The 18,426-nt window shown below is 51.3% G+C and carries 14 protein-coding genes, 1 tRNA gene and 1 pseudogene; 13 read left to right on the forward strand and 3 right to left on the reverse strand.

Features of this window, described 5'->3' with window-relative positions; genetic code table 11:
* Positions 1–254: 254 nt before the first annotated feature.
* On the forward strand, positions 255–1,553 hold the full coding sequence (gene serS / locus FG166_RS00665) for a serine--tRNA ligase (protein ID WP_003682400.1): 1,299 nt from the start codon (positions 255–257) through the stop codon (positions 1,551–1,553).
* A gap of 311 nt (positions 1,554–1,864) precedes the next feature.
* Positions 1,865–1,936, forward strand: a tRNA-Glu gene (locus tag FG166_RS00670).
* 119 nt (positions 1,937–2,055) lie between these two features.
* Here the strand turns inward: FG166_RS00670 and trpS are convergent.
* Positions 2,056–3,069, reverse strand: a complete 1,014-nt coding sequence (trpS, locus tag FG166_RS00675; protein WP_003682401.1) for a tryptophan--tRNA ligase — start codon at positions 3,067–3,069, stop codon at positions 2,056–2,058.
* Positions 3,070–3,326: 257 nt separating this feature from the next.
* Positions 3,327–4,580: a tyrosine--tRNA ligase gene (gene tyrS / locus FG166_RS00680; RefSeq protein ID WP_003682407.1), complete on the reverse strand. Its 1,254-nt coding sequence runs from the start codon at positions 4,578–4,580 to the stop codon at positions 3,327–3,329.
* A gap of 467 nt (positions 4,581–5,047) precedes the next feature.
* On the opposite strand from tyrS, the gene FG166_RS00685 reads away from it, so the two are divergent.
* Together FG166_RS00685 and FG166_RS00690 are read left to right on the forward strand one after the other, a co-directional pair.
* Complete coding sequence (locus FG166_RS00685; protein WP_003682408.1) at positions 5,048–6,502, forward strand: ABC transporter substrate-binding protein/permease; 1,455 nt, start codon at positions 5,048–5,050, stop codon at positions 6,500–6,502.
* Between the two features lie 3 nt (positions 6,503–6,505).
* The gene (locus FG166_RS00690; RefSeq protein WP_003682409.1) at positions 6,506–7,249 is read left to right on the forward strand and encodes an amino acid ABC transporter ATP-binding protein; all 744 of its coding nucleotides are present in this window, start codon (positions 6,506–6,508) and stop codon (positions 7,247–7,249) included.
* Between the two features lie 335 nt (positions 7,250–7,584).
* Here FG166_RS00690 and tnpA read toward each other — a convergent pair whose 3' ends face one another.
* Positions 7,585–8,040 carry an IS200/IS605 family transposase gene (gene tnpA / locus FG166_RS00695; RefSeq protein ID WP_015638493.1) on the reverse strand — a complete coding sequence of 152 codons (456 nt, stop codon included), beginning with the start codon at positions 8,038–8,040 and terminating at the stop codon, positions 7,585–7,587.
* Between the two features lie 73 nt (positions 8,041–8,113).
* On the opposite strand from tnpA, the pseudogene FG166_RS00700 reads away from it, so the two are divergent.
* The 9 genes and pseudogenes from FG166_RS00700 to ychF all read left to right on the forward strand — a co-directional run bounded on the left by FG166_RS00700 (position 8,114) and on the right by ychF (position 18,419).
* A pseudogene (locus FG166_RS00700) lies at positions 8,114–9,361 on the forward strand (RNA-guided endonuclease InsQ/TnpB family protein).
* A 396-nt stretch (positions 9,362–9,757) separates the two neighbouring features.
* Positions 9,758–11,131, forward strand: coding sequence for an amino acid permease (locus FG166_RS00705; protein ID WP_035430868.1), 1,374 nt, complete (start codon positions 9,758–9,760; stop codon positions 11,129–11,131).
* A gap of 880 nt (positions 11,132–12,011) precedes the next feature.
* A complete protein-coding gene (locus tag FG166_RS00710; protein WP_003682411.1) occupies positions 12,012–13,211 on the forward strand; it encodes a NupC/NupG family nucleoside CNT transporter in 1,200 nt (399 codons plus the stop codon).
* 234 nt (positions 13,212–13,445) lie between these two features.
* Positions 13,446–14,366: a ribonucleoside hydrolase RihC gene (gene rihC, locus FG166_RS00715; RefSeq protein ID WP_003685735.1), complete on the forward strand. Its 921-nt coding sequence runs from the start codon at positions 13,446–13,448 to the stop codon at positions 14,364–14,366.
* A 188-nt stretch (positions 14,367–14,554) separates the two neighbouring features.
* Positions 14,555–15,292, forward strand: a complete 738-nt coding sequence (rsmG, locus tag FG166_RS00720; RefSeq protein WP_035430894.1) for a 16S rRNA (guanine(527)-N(7))-methyltransferase RsmG — start codon at positions 14,555–14,557, stop codon at positions 15,290–15,292.
* Between the two features lie 18 nt (positions 15,293–15,310).
* Positions 15,311–16,246 carry a nucleoid occlusion protein gene (locus FG166_RS00725; RefSeq protein ID WP_003682414.1) on the forward strand — a complete coding sequence of 312 codons (936 nt, stop codon included), beginning with the start codon at positions 15,311–15,313 and terminating at the stop codon, positions 16,244–16,246.
* Positions 16,247–16,259: 13 nt separating this feature from the next.
* Positions 16,260–17,093: a ParB/RepB/Spo0J family partition protein gene (locus FG166_RS00730; RefSeq protein ID WP_003682415.1), complete on the forward strand. Its 834-nt coding sequence runs from the start codon at positions 16,260–16,262 to the stop codon at positions 17,091–17,093.
* A 12-nt stretch (positions 17,094–17,105) separates the two neighbouring features.
* Positions 17,106–17,306 (forward strand): DUF951 domain-containing protein, encoded by a 201-nt coding sequence (locus tag FG166_RS00735; protein ID WP_003682416.1) that lies wholly within the window; start codon positions 17,106–17,108, stop codon positions 17,304–17,306.
* A 15-nt stretch (positions 17,307–17,321) separates the two neighbouring features.
* Positions 17,322–18,419, forward strand: coding sequence for a redox-regulated ATPase YchF (gene ychF / locus FG166_RS00740; RefSeq protein WP_003682418.1), 1,098 nt, complete (start codon positions 17,322–17,324; stop codon positions 18,417–18,419).
* Positions 18,420–18,426: the final 7 nt, after the last annotated feature.

Consider the following 18,426-nt stretch of genomic DNA (forward strand, 5'->3'; position numbering starts at 1 on the left):
CTATATTAAAATGGCTGTAATTTCAAAACACGGGGTGCTTCAAGTAGGAACCAAGAGAGCTGGCGGGTGGTGGAAGCCAGCTTCCGAAACTCCGGCACCATCAATGTGGGCGGGTAATGCCGCACGGTCTGGTGGCCGTTATTCACCATAGAGCGTGCTGATTTCAGCAAACTTGGGTGGTACCGCGGAACAAGAGCCATTTCGTCCCAACTGTGGAACGGGTGGCTCTTTTGCATTCATAAGGAGGAATTTCAATGTTAGACATCAAGCAAATTCGCCAACAACCGGACTGGTTCAAAGAAAAGCTGGCCACCCGGGGCGTTCAACCAGAAGAAATCGACGCCGTGCTGGAACTGGACGCCAAGCGGCGCGAACTCCTGCAACAAACCGAAACCCTGAAGGCCAAGCGTAACGAAGCCTCCAAGAAGATCGGGGAAGCTAAGCGGGCCAAGCAATCCGCTGACGAAGCAATTGCCGAGATGCGCCAAGTCGGCGAAGACATCAAGGCCTTAGACGAACAGGTGGAAGCAAACGACAAGGACCTCTTTGACAAGCTAGCCCACCTGCCGAACGTCCCTCACGAAGGGGTGCCGGTTAGCCTGACCGAAGATGGGGCCGAAGAACTGCGTAAGGTAGGTCAAGCCCGTCAATTCGACTTTGAACCAAAGCACCACTGGGAAATCGGCGAAAACCTCGGGATTTTGGACTTTGAACGGGCCGGTAAGGTTTCTGGCTCCCGCTTCGTCTACTACGTCGGCCTCGGGGCTCAATTAGAACGGGCGCTGTACAACTTCATGCTCGATGAACACATGAAGGAAGGCTACACCGAAGTCTTGCCGCCGTACATCGTCAATGCTCACGCGATGTACGGGACCGGTCAATTCCCGAAGTTTAAGCAGGACGTTTACCAAGTGAACGGCGAAGACATGACCCTGATCCCGACCGCCGAAGTTCCGTTGACCAACTACTTTGCCGGCGAAGTGATCCCCGCAGAAAAGCTGCCGGTTTACGTGACGGCCTTGACGCCTAGCTTCCGTTCCGAAGCTGGGTCAGCTGGTCGCGATACCCGCGGGTTGATCCGGATGCACCAATTCAACAAGGTCGAAATGGTTAAGTACACCAAGCAAGATCAATCCTGGGAAGAACTCGACAAGATGACGGCCAACGCCGAAAACATCCTCCAAAAGCTCGGCCTGCCGTACCACGTCATCACCCTGACGACTTCGGACATGAGCTTCACGGCCTCCGAAACCCACGACCTGGAACTGTGGATGCCGGCCCAAAATAAGTACCGGGAAGTTTCCTCTTGCTCCAACTGCTTGGACTTCCAAGCCCGGCGCCTGCACATGCAATACCGGGACGAAAACGGTAAGCTCCAATACGTGCACACCCTGAACGGTTCTGGTTTAGCCGTTGGGCGGACGTTGGCGGCCATCTTAGAAAACTACCAAAACGAAGACGGCTCCGTGACGATTCCAGAAGTGCTGGTACCGTACTTCCACGGCATCACCAAGATCACCAAGGAAAACGCCGTGCCGTTTAACAACAAGTAAAAAGAGAGTGGCAAACAACCGCAGGCCTGCTGGTTGTTTACAAAAAAGCGGGAACGTAACCATCAGGAAACGTCCCCGCTTTGGATTTTAAAAGGGTAGCTAGTTGACCGCCCCGATCGCCGTGCCATAATGACAATATAAAAAGGAGGCTGTGAAGGGCCTCCCGAGTAGCGCCGTCAAAAACGGTGGCATGCAATTTGGTTAAATAACCGCTAGCTTTGCCGGGCTAAGGCGGTTATTTTTTAGATTAATTCGACCATTTTACTTGCCTTTTGGGCGAATAGTTGATAAGATCATATCCGTCCTTAAATGACCCGTTGGTCAAGTGGTTAAGACACCACCCTTTCACGGTGGTATCATGGGTTCGAATCCCGTACGGGTCACTTTTCAAAGCCATTCGCAGTTTGCGGGTGGTTTTTTTCGTATTAAAAAGCTCCAGCACCGCCTTACAGCAGTGCCGGAGCTTTATTTTGATTTACCCATATTTCCCGGGCAATAAATCCTACTTGAAGTAGTTTAACCCCATCGCATCCTTGACTTCATCCAGGGTCTGGGCGGCGACTTGGTTGGCCCGGTCGCTGCCGGCCTTTAACATGTCCATGACGGTGGGGAGGTCCTTGGCGAATTCGGCGCGCCGTTGTCGGATCGGGGCTAACTCGGCGTTAAGGACTTCCATCAGGTAACGCTTAATCTTGACGTCCCCCAGGCCACCGTGGCGGTAGTGGTCCTTTAGCTCTTGGACCTTAGCGGTGTCCTTGTCGAAGATGTCTAGGTAGGTGAAAACGACGTTGCCTTCGACTTGGCCCGGGTCTTCGACGTGAATGTGGTTCGGGTCAGTGTACATCGACATGACCTTTTTCTTTAGGGTGTCTTCGTCATCGGATAAGTAGATGGCGTTGCCCAGTGACTTGCTCATCTTGGCGTTACCGTCCAAACCAGGGATCCGGCCCTGCCCCTTTGGCGGGAAGACCCCTTCTGGTTCGACCAGCACTTCGCCGTAGATGGAGTTAAAGGTCCGGACGATTTCGCGGGCCTGTTCCAGCATCGGTTCTTGGTCGTCACCAACCGGCACCAGGTTGGCCTTAAAGGCGGTGATGTCGGCGGTTTGGCTGACCGGGTAGGTGAAGAAACCGGCCGGGATCGAGCGGTTAAAGTTCTTTTGTTGGATTTCGGCCTTAACGGTCGGGTTACGTTCCAAGCGGGAAACGGTCACCAGGTTGAGGTAGTACAAGTTCAGTTCGGCCAGGGCCGGAATCTGGGATTGCACGAAGAGGGTCGACTTGGCCGGGTCCAGGCCCACCGCCAGGTAGTCGAGGGCCACTTCGGTCAGGGAGCGGCGGATCTTTTCGGGGTCGCGGGCGTTATCGGTTAGGGCTTGTTGGTCGGCGATCATGATGAAGGGATCGTATTCGCCGCTTTCTTGCATCTTGACCCGTTCGCGCAGGGAACCAACGTAATGCCCGATGTGGAGTTTGCCGGTGGGGCGGTCACCGGTTAAAATAACTTTCTTTTTCATATTAAATTCCTTTCCGTGGTGGCGCCAATAAAAAACGCCCCACCCCCCGAGGAGGATAGGACGAATGACCGCGGTGCCACCTATCTTACGGGGAAATTCCCGTCACTTATTGGTGTATTGCAATGTTGACCGCGGCTCCAATTCGAAGGGGCGCCGGCTGTTTCACCAAGGTCAGCCGTCTCTGTTTGAGCACCTTCTACTGTTTTCCCGGTCTGATTATTGACTATTGTAAGCCCTGCTTAGGTTCTTGAAAAGACCTAGGCGTGGACTTTTGCCAGGGTGTAGTTCTTCTTACCGCGCCGGATGACCACGTACTTACCGTCAAACTTAGCGGTGGGGTCAAGGGTGGCCTCAAGGTCAGTCACCTTCTCGCCGTTAACGCGAATGGCGCCGTTCTTGACGTCTTCGCGGGCCTGGCGCTTGGAAGGTTCGATCTTAGTGTCGACCAGCCAGTCGACGATGTTGGCCGGTTCGGCACTGACCTCGACGCTCGGGGTGCCGGCAAAGGCCTGTTCAACTTCGGCCGTCGTCAGGTCTTGGATGTTACCGGAGAAGAGGATGGCCGAGATCTTTTCGGCCTGATCGGTAGCGGCTTGGCCGTGAACGAAGGTGGTCACTTCCTGGGCTAAGCGGCGTTGTGCTTCACGCTTCCACGGTTCGGTCTGGACCTTTTCTTCTAAGCCGGCGATTTCTTCTTGGGATAAGAAGGTGAAGTACTTGAGGTACTTCACAACGTCGCGGTCATCTTGGTTCAACCAGAATTGGTAGAATTCGTACGGCGAGGTCTTTTCGGGATCAAGCCAAACGGCTCCCCCGGCGGTCTTACCGAACTTGGTCCCGTCGGCCTTGAGCATCAGCGGAATCGTTACCCCGAAGACCTTGGTGTCGCTGCCTTCAACCTTGTGAATCAGGTCGATCCCCGACGTAATGTTCCCCCACTGGTCGGACCCCCCGATTTGGAGTTGGACGTCGTTGTGGCGGTAGAGGTGCAAGAAGTCGATCGCTTGTAGGATTTGGTAGGTAAATTCGGTAAAGGAGATCCCGGCGTCCAGGCGGGAGGCGACAACTTCCTTGTTGAGCATCGTGTTTAAGTTGAAGAGCTTCCCGTAGTCGCGCAAGAAGTCGATCATGGTGAACTTGGACAGCCAGTCGTAGTTGTTAACGATCGTAAAGTTTTCGGTCCCGAACAAGCGGATCATTTGCTTGGTCAGGGATTGGACGTTTTGTTCTAGTTTGGACCTCGTTTCCAGGTCCCGTTCCGTCTTGCGCCCGGAGGGATCCCCGATGGCCCCGGTCCCTCCCCCAATCAGGATCACCGGCTTGTGACCGGCTAATTGGAACCGCTTGAGCATCATGAAGGGAATTAAATGGCCGATGTGTAGACTGTCACCGGACGGGTCGGTCCCACAGTACAGGGCAATCTTCTTTTCTTCGGTCAGTTCCCGTAAGCCTTCTTCGTCGGTGGCTTGGTTTAAGGCCCCGCGCCACTTCAATTCATCGATAATGTTCATAATGGTCCTCCAAAGTAATGGCGTTTCCGTTTTAAATGAAAAAAGAGCGCCTCTATGCCTTAGCACAGGGACGACTCAGCCGTGGTACCACCCATTTTTATGCGTAAAAACGCACCTCATTTAACGCGGATTAGATTAAAAATTGATGGGAGTGTAATTCGAAGACCGCCCGTGCGCTAATTTCCAACCACCATTAGCTCCCTTGGCCAGCGGGACGGCTTCTACTGGGTTCCCATCACAATGTAACTATTGGTGAATTTACCACGGGAACTAACCGGTGTCAACCAGATTTAGACTTTACAAAATTAAGTTTTTAGCGGAGTTGAGCTTAATATTTATTCTAAGGAAATGATTACAACCTTTTAATTGACGGTTTTGGGCAACTTTACTTTTCGTTAAGGTTTACAAGTGATAAAGTAATAAATAGTAACTTTAAAATCTAATGATATTGTAAGGGAGTGGTAAGGATGAAGCATTGGCTCAAACGTGGGCTAACTAGTCTGGCCGTAGTCGCCGGAGTCATACTCGGATTGATGGTGGTCGGCAGTGAACCTGCACACGCCGAAAAGACCTACACGATCGGGACGGTCGACACATTCGAACCCTTCGAAATTCAAGATAAAAACGGGACCTACAACGGGAAAAACCCCGGGATTGAAATTGAGATGCTGCGCGAAATCGCCAAGCACGAAGGATTTAAGTACAACTTAAAGATCATGTCTTTTAACGCCACCTTAACGGCGTTGGAAGCTGGTCAAATCGATGCTAGCATGGGTGGGATGTCGGTTACCGACGAACGGAAGGCCAAGATCGACTTCTCCAAGTCCTACTACACTGACGGGGTCGTAATGGCGGTGCCGGAAAACAGTAAGATCACCAAGCTCAGCCAGTTAAAGGGTAAGACCGTCGACGTTAAGTCCGGGACCGCCAGCGCCATTTACGCTAACTCGGTTAAGGACAAGTACGGCTTTAAGGTGAAGTACTTCAACACCTCCAACACGATGTGGAACGACGTGATGAACGGCAACGCCGCGGCCACCTTCGATGATGGCCCGGTTCTGCAATACGGGATCCGAAACGGGATCAAGCTTAAGATCGTCACCAAGGAAATTAACTCGACGCCAGTGGCCATGGGGGTTAAGAAGGGGCAAAACCAAGAACTGCTCAACAAGTTAAACGACGGGATCACCTGGCTCAAGGAAACGGGTCGGATGCAAAAGATCATCAACAAGTACACTAAGGGTGACGCTGCCAAGACCGAAACGGACAGCGACCGGAGCGTTTGGGGTCTGATCAAGTCCAACAAGGACGCCCTCTTAAGCGGGCTGGGTGAAACCCTGCTCCTGACCGTCGTCGGGGTAGCCTTAGCCATCTTGTTCGGGGGCATCCTCGGGGTGATGGGGATCTCCGACAGGAAGATCTTCTCGTCGATTTCTTCTGTCATCATCTACATCTTCCGGGGGATGCCAATGATCGTCTTGGCCTTCTTCATTTACATCGGGATGCCGTCCGTAATCGGCCACAAGATTCCGCTCTTTACCGCCGGAATTTTGACCCTGATGCTTGACGAAGGGGCCTACGTCGGGGCGATCGTTAAGGGTGGTTTCCAAGCCGTTGACCGCGGGCAGTGGGAAGCCGCTCGTTCACTGGGGCTACCGTACTACAAGACCTTAGTGAAGGTGATCATGCCACAAGGGATCAAGATCATGGTGCCGTCCTTGGTTAACCAATTGATCATCACCTTAAAGGACACGTCAATCCTTTCGGCAATCGGGGTCATGGAACTGACCCAAACCGGGACGGTCATCATCGCCCGGAACATGGAAGGGTTCAAGATATGGTTAATCATTGGGGTGATCTACATCATCATCATCACCCTGTTGACTTGGCTTTCAAACTACGTACAAAGAAAGATGGCTTAAATTATGGATAAGAAATACAAAGTTCAAGTAGTGGACCTCCATAAGAGCTATGGCAATAACGAGGTCTTAAAGGGCATTAGCCTCAACGTGTTACCAAACGAAGTGGTCTGCATGATCGGGCCGTCCGGGTCGGGGAAGAGTACCTTCTTGCGGTGCTTGAACCGGTTGGAAGAAACCAACTCCGGCCACGTTTACATCGATGGTTACGACATTGCCGACAAGCACACCAATATCGACTTGGTGCGCCAAAACATCGGGATGGTGTTCCAACAATTTAACCTTTTCCCGAACATGACCGTTAAGCAAAACATCACGCTGGCCCCTACCCAGCTCAAGAAGATGACCAAAGAAGAGGCGGACGAAGCCGCCCTCAAGTCCTTGGACGTCGTGGGCTTAAAGGACAAGGCCGATGTTTATCCGACGACGCTGTCCGGGGGAGAAAAGCAGCGGGTGGCAATTGCCCGGGCCCTGGCGATGAAGCCGGACGTGATGCTCTTTGACGAGCCAACCAGTGCGCTGGACCCAGAAATGGTGGGGGACGTGCTGGAGGTTATGCAAACCTTGGCTAAGCAGGGGATGACGATGATCGTCGTGACCCACGAAATGGGCTTTGCCAAGCGGGTGGCCGATCGCGTGGTCTTCTTCCATGATGGTGTGATCCGCGAACAAGGGACGCCGGAAGAGATCTTTGATCACCCGCAACACCCTGACACCAAGAGCTTCTTGGACAAGGTCTTAAATGTGTAATTAAGGAAGTGGCTGGGAGAAAATTTTCTTCCGGTCACTTTTATTTCACTGACTGTTACACTGCTAACGTGGAAAACAACCGCAGACCTAGTACCTAAGTACGGGCGAAGAACGGTGCGTGTCGCACCAACCGTTCGCTCTAGCTTAGTCATACGGTCTGCCAAGGAGGTTGTTTTCCACTTCCCTTTTTGTTCCCAGAAGCTCGGTCATTTATGGCCGAGTAGTTCACAATGTATATCGGTTGACATTTAGTCAGCGACGGTTATAATAGAAATTAAATTTTAATTAATATTAGCCGGAAATCCCGTGACTTTAGTCATGGGATGGATAGGCCACTATTGAGCCCCTTTATGGGGCTTTTTGTTTGTTTCTGTATATTTTTGGTCATTGATATATTTCTCGACAACTTCTTTGCTCATATTGCCCAATGTACTCATATAGTAACTCGGAGACCAAAGATGACCGCCCCAATATTGGCTACATCGTATTTCTGGATGATTCTGTAAAAAAATATAGGCACTACGTCCTTTGAGCGCCTTAATGGCACTAGCCGGAGCTTTGCTTGGCGGAAAACTGATCAGCATATGAATGTGATCCGGCATGACTTCCATCTTTTCGATTACGATGTCATTGTCATCTGCAACTTGCTGCAAGATAGCTTTCATTTCGTTAGATAAGACCTCGGTTGTAAAAGTCTGATTGCGATACTTAGTTACCCAGATCAAATGATAATGGAAATTATAGATATAACGACGAGTATAAATGGCATCTTTGATTTTTTCTTTAGTCATAATATGCTCTCCTTTGTTAATACATTGACATCATGATATAATGTTATTATATCAATAAAGGAGGTGAAATCAAATGAAGTCAATGGCAAAAATGAAATATCATTATGGCCTAAAAATGCGCTGCTATCCTAGTGACCAACAAAAGCAGTTGATTAAAATCAACAGTGACGCTAGTCGCTTTATCTATAACGAAATGGTTGCGATCAATAAGGAACTGATGCAGCTTCGCAGAGTTAAGCTACCGATTGACATAGTTCAGGATCGTATTAAGCAACTAACTATGCGCCAAAACGCTAAGCAAATGTCTAATCACTATCAATTCTTAGAAGATAAACGAATTGATAGTTTGACGAAAGCTAATGCCATTCAGAACTATCGAAAAGCTTGGAATGCTTTTCGGAAGGTTCACGCCACTGGCGTTCCCAAATTTCATCGAAAGAGTTATCACTGGCGGTATCAAACCAATTGTCAATACCCGGGGCAAAAAAATGCTGCGCTAACTAACGGTACAGTCTGTTTTTAGATAATAGTCATGTCAAAGTACCTAAAATAGGACTGTTACGTGTTGCCGGTTCCAAGCACGGCTTTGAAAAGAATATGCGAGACTAGAATTGGTACCGTGACGTTGACTAAAGATTCAGCGGATCGCTTCTTTTTATCAATGCAGTTAGCTTCAGATGAATCTTTTGTTAAAGTGTCCAAAGCTACTCATGGACATGTTGGAATTGATCTTAATACTGATAACTTCTTAACCGACAGTGAAGGCAACATAGTTCCTAATCCACGATATTACCGCACTATTAAAGGCAAATTAGCCAAAGAACAGCGCATTTTATCTAGACGGCAACAACGTGCAAAAAAAGAACATCGTTCTTTACGAGATAGTAAAAATTATCAAAAACAGCGCTTGTTAGTCGCTAAACTCCATGCCAAGGTAATGAACCAAAGGCATAATTTTCTCCAACAAATTTCTACCGCATTAATCAAGAACCACGATTTAGTAGTAGCCGAGGAGTTGCGTAGCAAGAATTTGCTTAAAAATCATGCTTTGGCACTTAGTATTTCTGACGTTGGCTGGCGAACATTTCTTGGCATGTTGGCTTATAAAGCAAAGCTTTATGGGCGTCAATTTATCACAATCAACCCAAGAAATACTACCCAAACATGTCGCGATTGTGGCTTTGTAATGGGCACTAATGGGACGGACAAACTAACATTAGATGATAGAAACTGGACTTGTCCTAATTGTGGTATTCACCATATTCGTGACTGGAACGCAGCTAAAAACATTCTTGATAAGGGAATAGCTAAACTAGCCTAGCTTATCTGTCCCTATGGCAACCTGGGGACATAAAAGGCGTTGGTAATTAGACGACCGCTGTTTGATTACAATTTCAGTTGGTCAAATAAGTTGTCCCTATCTACGCAAATTGTGGTTCGAAATCCGTGATGATATTCGGCTCACAAGCCACTGACTTTAGTCAGTGGTGGTTGACTTAGAGGTTAGCAAAGAGAGCCGGTGGGAGCTGCAAAGCCGGTCAAACCGAATGGCATGTGCGCGTACAAAAAGGGTGGTTCCTTTATTGACCGAGAGGTAGACGACAAGTCTATGAAGATGGGTGGAACCGCGTGTGATGACGTCCCTGGTATTAATTACCAGGGGCGTCTTATTTTATCACCAGGTTTCCCAAAAATCACACGCAGGAGGATAGAGAGAATGGATAAGCAAACTGAAACGCAACCAAAGCTGTCACGCTCGTTAAAGAGCCGCCACATTACGATGATCGCCATTGGGGGCGCCATCGGGACCGGGCTATTCCTCGGTTCCGGGAGTGCCATTCGGGCCGCGGGGCCGGCGATTATTTTGACCTACCTGATCGTGGGGATCTTTTGTTTCTTCATGATGCGGGCGCTCGGGGAATTGCTCTTGGCCGACCCGTCCAAGCACTCCTTTATCGATTCGGTCAAGGAGTACTTGGGTGACCGGATGGAATTTATCGCCGGGTGGACGTACTGGTCTTGCTGGTTATCGCTGGCAATGGCCGATTTAACGGCGACCGGGATTTACCTCAAATACTGGTTCCCCAACCTGCCACAATGGGTGGGGCCGCTGGTAATCGTCGCCTTATTGATGCTGGTTAATATGGTCAACGTCGGGTTATTCGGCGAGTTAGAAAGCTGGTTTTCGACGATTAAAGTCGTCGCCATTATTGCCTTGATCGTCGTCGGCTTAGCCATGGTCCTCTTCCACACTAAGACCCACACCGGCTACGCCTCCTTTGCCAACCTGGTTAACCACGGGGGGCTGTTCCCAACCGGGGCGTACGGTTTCTTGATGTCCTTTCAAATGGTGGTCTTTGCCTTCGTGGGGATCGAAATGGTGGGGCTGACCGCTGGGGAAACCCGCGATCCCAACACCGACATCCCCAAGGCGATTAACACCTTGCCAATCCGGATCGGGCTCTTTTACATCGGGTCAATGATCGCCATCATGGCCGTCTACCCATGGAACAAGATCACCACGACTTCGAGCCCCTTCGTTCAGGTCTTCACCGGGATTGGGGTGACGTCGGCGGCCGCCATCTTAAACTTCGTGGTTTTAACCGCCGCCATGTCAGCCACCAACTCCGCCATCTTCTCCACCAGCCGCTCCCTGTACGCACTAGCAACCGGTGGTAACGCTCCGGAGAAGTTTGCCGACCTGTCCAACAAGGCGGTGCCCAACAAGGCCCTGACCTTCTCGTCTTTAATCCTGTTTGTGGTCGTGATCTTAAACTACGTCATGCCCGCCGGGATCTTTAACATCATTTCCGGGGTTTCGACGATCAACTTCGTCTTCGTTTGGCTGATTATCTTGTGGTGCCACATTGCCTACCGTAAGCAGCACCCAGAGGGAATCGCCGGCTTTTCGATGCCTGGTTACCCAATCACTAGCTGGGTGACGATTATCTTCTTTATCTTTGTTTTAATTGTCCTCTTCATCGTGCCAGCAACCCGGGTTTCCTTGATCATTTCAATGGTCTTCTTTGCCTGCCTTTTCGTTGGCTACTACTTCTTAGCGGGGCGCAAAAAGGAGACCGAAAAAAATTAGTTGTCGCTTGAACTTAGAAAGCGCTTTCATTATAATAAAGGTGTGGAAGGATTCAAGTACCGTTGCCTAATTAATCGAGAAGAATCACTCGTCAACGTTTGTTATCAACAATTTGTAGTAACAATACTCACCCCACATCACATCAACCCATTAAATTTCCTAAAGACTAGTTGTCGGTTTAGCAATGGCGCTTTGCCATCTCCTTGGTACACGAAAGTAATTCGTCAGGTAAACAAAATTAGCTTAACTGTCCAAACGCAACGGCAGACAGTCTTTCCATTACTTCACTAGCCACCTCACCCCGGTGGCTAGTTTTTTTATTTTGAGGGCACAAAAAAAGGGTGCCTGGATGGGCACCCGGGACCGGTCTAGTTGGCTAGTAAGCACCAACTGCACACGGCCTAATCTGCATCTTATCTACATTATACCAGGTACCCAGCCTTTCTTGTGCAAATCAGTCTTTCTAACACCGGTTTTGCGATCTTATGTGCAAATGTGCAATCCGAACGATGACCTCAAATGGTCGGTTTAGCGATTAACCAAGTAAAACGATTGATTTAGTGAAAACGGGTGCACAAAATTAGGGGATACCAGAAAGGGGCTTGTTAAATCACGCTTAACAGGCTCCGGTTAGAAAATTTAAAAAATTAGTTTGTGAAATTTTGGAACCGTTTCCGAACGCCGGAATGTTGATGTAAAACGATGTACTGACGAACGTTAGGGAAAACGCTGTCATTTTTCACAAAGATCGCCAAGGGAGGCGCTTTACTTTTCCTTAATCAATGTTATTCTTGCTTTAAGAAATGATTCCCCCCACTGGTTTGCTAGCGGAGGGATCTTTGTTGCTATTATTCATTAAATTAAGGAAAGGTGTTTTCCCATGTATCTTGCAATCAATATTCTTGGGATAATTGTCTTCTTGGCAATTGGATTCCTCTTCTCCAAGAACAAGAAAGCGATCAACTGGAAGGCCATCGCCATCATGGTGGTCCTCAACTTGGCCTTGGCTTGGTTCTTGACCGGTTCTGCTGCCGGACGTGCCGGGGTTAAGGCTGCCGCTGACGGCTTTGCCTGGATTGTTGATATTTCCTCTACCGGGACGATCTTCGCCCTTGGTGGTTGGTATGACGCAAAGAACTTAAACTTCATCTGTTCGGCACTGATGCCAATCCTGATGATTGTTCCAATGTTTGATATCCTGACTTACATCGGGGTCTTACCTTGGATCATCAAGTGGATCGGACGGGGCCTGTCCTTTATCACCGGCCAACCGAAGTTTGAATCCTTCTTCGCCGTTGAAATGATGTTCTTAGGGAACACGGAAGTTCTGGCCATCTCCGGGATGCAATTACGGAAGATGAGTCGCGAACGGAACCTGACGATCGCCATGATGTCAATGTCATGTGTGACGGCGTCGATCTTAGGGGCCTACATCGAAATGATGCCGGGGCAATTTATCCTAACGGCGGTGCCGATTAACATTGTCAACGCCCTGATTGCGACTGCGTTAATGAACCCAATCGTTGTACCAGAAGAAGAAGACACGATTGAAACCATCAAGCAAGAAGGCGAAAAGCGTGAACCATTCTTCTCCTTCTTAGGGGATTCTATTTTGGGCGCCGGTCGGTTAATCCTGATCATCGTCGCAAACGTTGTAGCCTTTGTTGCCTTGGCCGCCTTGATTGACAAGCTCTTGGCCTTGATCTGGAAGCCACTCTCCTTGGAAGCCATCCTTGGGGTCATCATGTTCCCATTCTCCTGGTTAATGGGGCTGCCAGTGCACCAAGCCTGGATGCTTTCCCAAGACATGGGGATGAAGCTGGTTACCAACGAATTCGTTGTTATGGGTAAGGTGACCGGTGTCATCAACCAATACCCAGAACACTTAAAGGCCGTTTTGACCACCTTCGTAACGTCCTTTGCCAACTTCGGGACGCTCGGGATGGTCATCGGGGCCTTCAAGGGTCTGGTTGGTAAGGAAGATAACGACTACATTGCCACTAACATTGGCTACCTGTTGTTATCCGGGATCTTAGTATCCCTGCTGTCCGCCGCAATTGTTGGTTTGTTTGTTTGGTAGAACTAGGAGTGGGAACCAACTCGTTCGGCAGGCCGTTTGGCTAAGCTAGGGCAAAGGTTGGTGCCATCAGCAGCGTTCTTTGTCCGTACTTAGACACTAGGCCTGCGGTTGGTTGCCACGTTATCTGTGTAACAGCCAAGAAATTAGACAAGAGGTTAGGAGAAAACGAGTTTTTTCCCAACCTCTTTTCTTCCCGCTAAAATAAAAGCGTTTTCTTAAATTGGAGGAATGAAAATGACGACTAAAATTATTATGGATACTGACCCAGGAATTGATGACGCAGCCGCACTGACGATGGCGATCAACGACCCGAGCCTAGACCTGAAGCTGATCACTACGGTGGCTGGGAACGTAACCGTTGATAAGACGACCGCCAACGCCTTAAAGATCGTTAACTTCTTTGGCAAAAACGACCAAATCCCGGTGGCCGGCGGGGCGGTGGCGCCGTTAATCAAGCCGTTTGAAGACGCGGCCCGCATTCACGGGGAATCCGGGATGCCGGGTTACGACTTCGGCGATGACTTTGGTCAACCGCTAGCAAAGACGGCCGTCGAAGCCTTGCGCGACGCCATCATGGCAGAAGATGAGGTGACCCTGGTGCCAACCGGCTCCTACACCAACATCGCCCTGCTCTTCTCCCAGTACCCAGAGGTGAAGTCCCACATCAAGCAAATCGTGGCGATGGGTGGTTCCATCTCCGGTGGGAACATGACCTCGGCCGCTGAGTTCAACGTCTTTACCGACCCGGACGCCGCTAAGATCATGTACAACGCCGGCGTACCGATTGTGATGGTCGGCCTGGACGTGACCTTAAAGGCCCTCCTAACCCCAGCCAGCCAAGAGAAGCTCCTGGAGATGGGCGAAGCCGGCAAGATGCTTCACGACCTGGTGACCCACTACAACGACGGGGACGACCAGGACGGGCACCCGATGCACGACGTTAACACGATCTTCTACCTCCTCCACCCGGAGGCCTTCACGACCAAGGAAATGTGGATCGACGTGGTAACGGATGGCCCGGCCATTGGGGCTACGGTTGGTGACGTTCGTGGCGCCTACCACGACGGCAAGGTCAACGCTAAGGTCTGCGTTGACATCGACGCCGCGGCCTTCAACAAGTGGTTCTTAGAAGAAGTGGCGGCAATGAATAAGTAATAGAGTGGGAAATTCAGAGAATGAATAAAAAGCTGGGAGAAAAGCACGCTTTTCTCCCAGCTTTTTTGGCATCATTTCCCGGGAAATGATTCCCGCCAGAAAGCCGGAGATCGCTTGAAACAACGGGCTTATTAAGGTAAAGTGGTAGGGTAACGTGGAACAAGATGTTTCACGGAAAGGAAAAAGATATGAACCCAGAAGAATTTCGTCAAGCCCTCCTTGACCACGGCATTGCGCTGACGGACGCCCAGATGGCGCAGTTTGCGCGTTACTATCAGCTGCTGGTTCAAACCAACGAACACTTAAACCTAACGGCGATTACGGCCGAAACAGAAGTTTACCTGAAACACTTTTACGATTCTTTGACCGGGGCCTTCGCCTACCCTAAGCTCCAAAGCCAAGCCCTGACTTTGTGCGACATTGGGGCCGGGGCGGGTTTCCCGTCCTTGCCGCTGAAGATCGCCTTTCCCCAGTTGGAAGTCACGATCGTTGATTCCTTAAACAAGCGGATCAACTTCTTGGCCGACCTGTGTGATGACCTCGGCTTGACCGGGGTGCACCTGGTTCACGACCGGGCCGAAACCTTTGCGGCCAAGGGAAGCCCGTACCGCGAACAGTTCGACTTAGTAACTGCCCGGGCGGTGGCCCGCTTGGTGGTGCTCGGCGAGTTGTGCCTGCCAGCGGCCAAGGTCGGTGGGGCCTTTTTGGCTTACAAGGCCAGCGCCGTTAATGATGAGTTAAAATTGGCGACCGGAGCGATTAACAAGCTGGGTGGCCAGGTGGCGGGGACGACCAAGTTGACCCTGCCAACCAAGCCGGAAGCAGAGGAGCGCAACCTGGTGGTGATCGATAAGGTCGCTAAGACGCCGGGGAAGTATCCGCGGCGCCCCGGGGTACCCGCTAAGAAGCCACTGATTAACGTCTAGCAATTGAGGAGTAGTAAAATGGCATTTTCATTGTTTAACATTGGGAAGAGCAAGGAGCCGGTTAAAAACCAAGTCGTGGAGGTTCCGCTGGCGCAGATCGTGCCCAATCGCTACCAACCCCGCCAGGTTTTTGACCAAACGGCGATCCAAGAATTAGCCCAAACGATAGATGAACACGGGCTCTTGCAACCGATCATCTTACGCGAATACGAAACTGGTAAGTACGAAATCATTGCCGGGGAACGGCGCTTCCGGGCGATGAGCCTGTTGAATTGGACCAAGGCCCCGGCGATCGTCGAAAAGATGAACGACCAGGAAACGGCCTCCTTGGCCCTGATCGAAAACCTGCAACGTTCGCAGTTAAGCCCGGTCGAAGAGGCCCAGGCTTATCAACAGTTGATGGAACTCAACAAGCTGACCCAGTCGGCCCTGGCCAAGGGGATGGGGAAGAGCCAGTCCTTTGTCGCTAACAAGTTGCGGCTCTTACAACTGATTACGCCGGTGCAAAACGCAATCATGGACCACAAGATTTCCGAGCGCCACGGGCGGGCCATGCTCAGCCTTAGCGAGGACCAACAACGCGACATCTTAATGAAGATCGTTAATAACGACTGGACGGTCCGCCAGACCGAAGACGAGATCGCCCGGATGCAGGGTAAGCCGGTGCCAAGCGAAGTGGAGGCCCAAAAGCAACGCGAACTCTTTGGCCTCGACGAAGAGTTAACGGTCAAAAAAGACGACGCGCAGGATCAACCGGCTAAAAAGAAGAAGGCGCCGAAGAAAACCAAGAAGGTGGCCGGCCGGGTCAAGGTATCCGACCCACGGATTGCCGTCAACACGATCAAGGAATCCTTGAAGTTAGTTAACGATAACGGCTTTGAGACCAAGGTCAAGGAAACCAAGACCGCTAACGGGGTGGAGTTGACGATCACGATCGTTGCCCCGACGGACTAGTGGGGGCGATGCAATGAGTGATGCAAGGCAACTGACCGCCCCGCCCGGCCCGGGGGAAGTGGTTAGGGAGTTGGCGGTGGATTCAATCCGCCCCAACCCCTACCAGCCCCGGCGCACCTTTGACCAGGAGGGCTTAGCGGAGTTGGCCCGGTCAATCGAAGCGGCGGGGGTCTTTCAGCCAATCATTGTCCGGCGCCCGGACCCCAATTTGAACCGCTACGAATTAATTGCCGGAGAACGGCGCCTGCGGGCGACCAGGATGACCGAACGCAAGACGATTCCGGCGATTGTCCGGGTCTTAGACGACCAGACGATGATGGAAGTGGCGGTCCTAGAGAACTTGCAACGCGAGGACCTGAGCCCCTTAGAAGAGGCCCAGGCCTACCAGACCTTGATTGAACGCTTGAACCTGACCCAGGCTCAGGTGGCGGCCCGCTTAGGCAAGAGCCGCCCCTACATCGCGAACTACCTGCGCTTGTTAGGCTTGCCCGAAGAGGTTAAGCAGATGCTGGCCAGTGGCGAGCTATCGATGGGCCAGGCCCGGACCCTCCTGGGGGTCAAGGACGAACGACGGCTAGTTGAACTAGCCAAGCGGGTCGCAAACGAGGGGCTGACCGTCCGTCAGCTAGAAGAGATCGTGGCCGGGATTAACAAGAAGGGGCGCCAAAAGCCAGTGGTTAAAAGTGCCAACCCTTACTTACGAGAGGCTGAGAGTCAACTAGCGGGTAAGTTGGGCACTAAGGTCAGCTTTCAGGCCAAGCGCCGCGGCGGCAAGATCGTGATCCCCTATGGTTCCAATCAGGATTTAAACCGAATTTTGGAACTGCTAGGGGTGCACTTTGATTAGGGGGTAGTAAAGATGGAAGAATACGCATTAAACGACATTGTCGAAATGAAAAAGCCCCACCCGTGCGGGGTAAACCGGTGGCAGATTATCCGGGTCGGCGCCGACATCAAAATTGAGTGCACCGGCTGTAGCCACATTGTCATGATGAGCCGCTACGACTTTAACAAGCGGCTCAAGAAGGTCTTAGAACGGGCCGAACAAGAAGAGGATTAAAGGAGTTTTTAAACCATGTCATTAACTGCAGGGATCGTGGGGTTGCCCAACGTCGGGAAGTCAACCCTCTTTAACGCAATTACCAAGGCGGGCGCCGAAATGGCTAACTACCCGTTCGCAACGATTGACCCCAACGTCGGGATGGTCGAAGTGCCGGATAGCCGCCTGGCCCGGATCGATGAACTGATCCCGGCCAAAAAGATCGTGCCAACCACCTTTGAATTTACCGACATCGCCGGGATCGTCAAGGGGGCGTCCAAGGGGGAAGGGCTTGGGAACAAGTTCTTGGAAAACATTCGCCAAACCGACGCCATTGTTCACGTGGTGCGGGCCTTTGATGACGATGACATCACCCACGTCACTGGGAAGGTCGATCCGGTCGACGACATCGACACGATCAACCTGGAACTGATCATGGCCGACCTCGACTCCGTGAACAACCGCTTGGCCAAGGTGCAACGGGCGGCCAAGGGGCGCGACAAGGACGCCCTGGCCGAACTGGCGGTCCTAGAAAAGCTTAAGCCGGTCTTAGAGGCGGGCAAGCCGGCCCGGTCGGTGGAATTCAGCGCCGAAGAAATGCCGATCGTCAAGGGGCTCTTCTTATTAACCATTAAGCCGGTCCTGTACGTGGCTAACGTGTCCGAAGACGATATGGCCAACCCGGAGGCTTCCAAGTACATGGACGTGATCAAAGAACACGTGGCGGGCGATGGTGAAGTGATTGGGATCGCCGCCGCCGCCGAAGAACAGATCGCCGAAATGGACGAAGAAGAAAAGGCCGACTTCCTGGAAATGGAAGGGGTAGAAGAACCAGGCTTAAACCGCCTGATTCGGGCCGCTTACCAGCTCTTGGGCCTGGAAACCTTCTTCACCGCCGGGGGCAAGGAAACGCGCGCCTGGACCTTCCGGAAGGGCACTAAGGCCCCGCAGGCCGCCGGGATTATCCACTCCGACTTTGAACGGGGCTTTATCCGCGCTGAGGTCATGTCGTTTGAAGACCTTGACCAGTACGGGAGCCACGCCGCCGTTAAGGAAGCCGGCAAGCTGCGCCTGGAAGGTAAAGACTACGTGATGCAAGACGGCGACATTGTTGAATTCCGCTTCAACGTCTAGTCAGGAT

The sequence above is a fragment of the Limosilactobacillus fermentum genome, from assembly GCF_013394085.1.
In the GTDB taxonomy this organism is placed as follows: domain Bacteria; phylum Bacillota; class Bacilli; order Lactobacillales; family Lactobacillaceae; genus Limosilactobacillus; species Limosilactobacillus fermentum.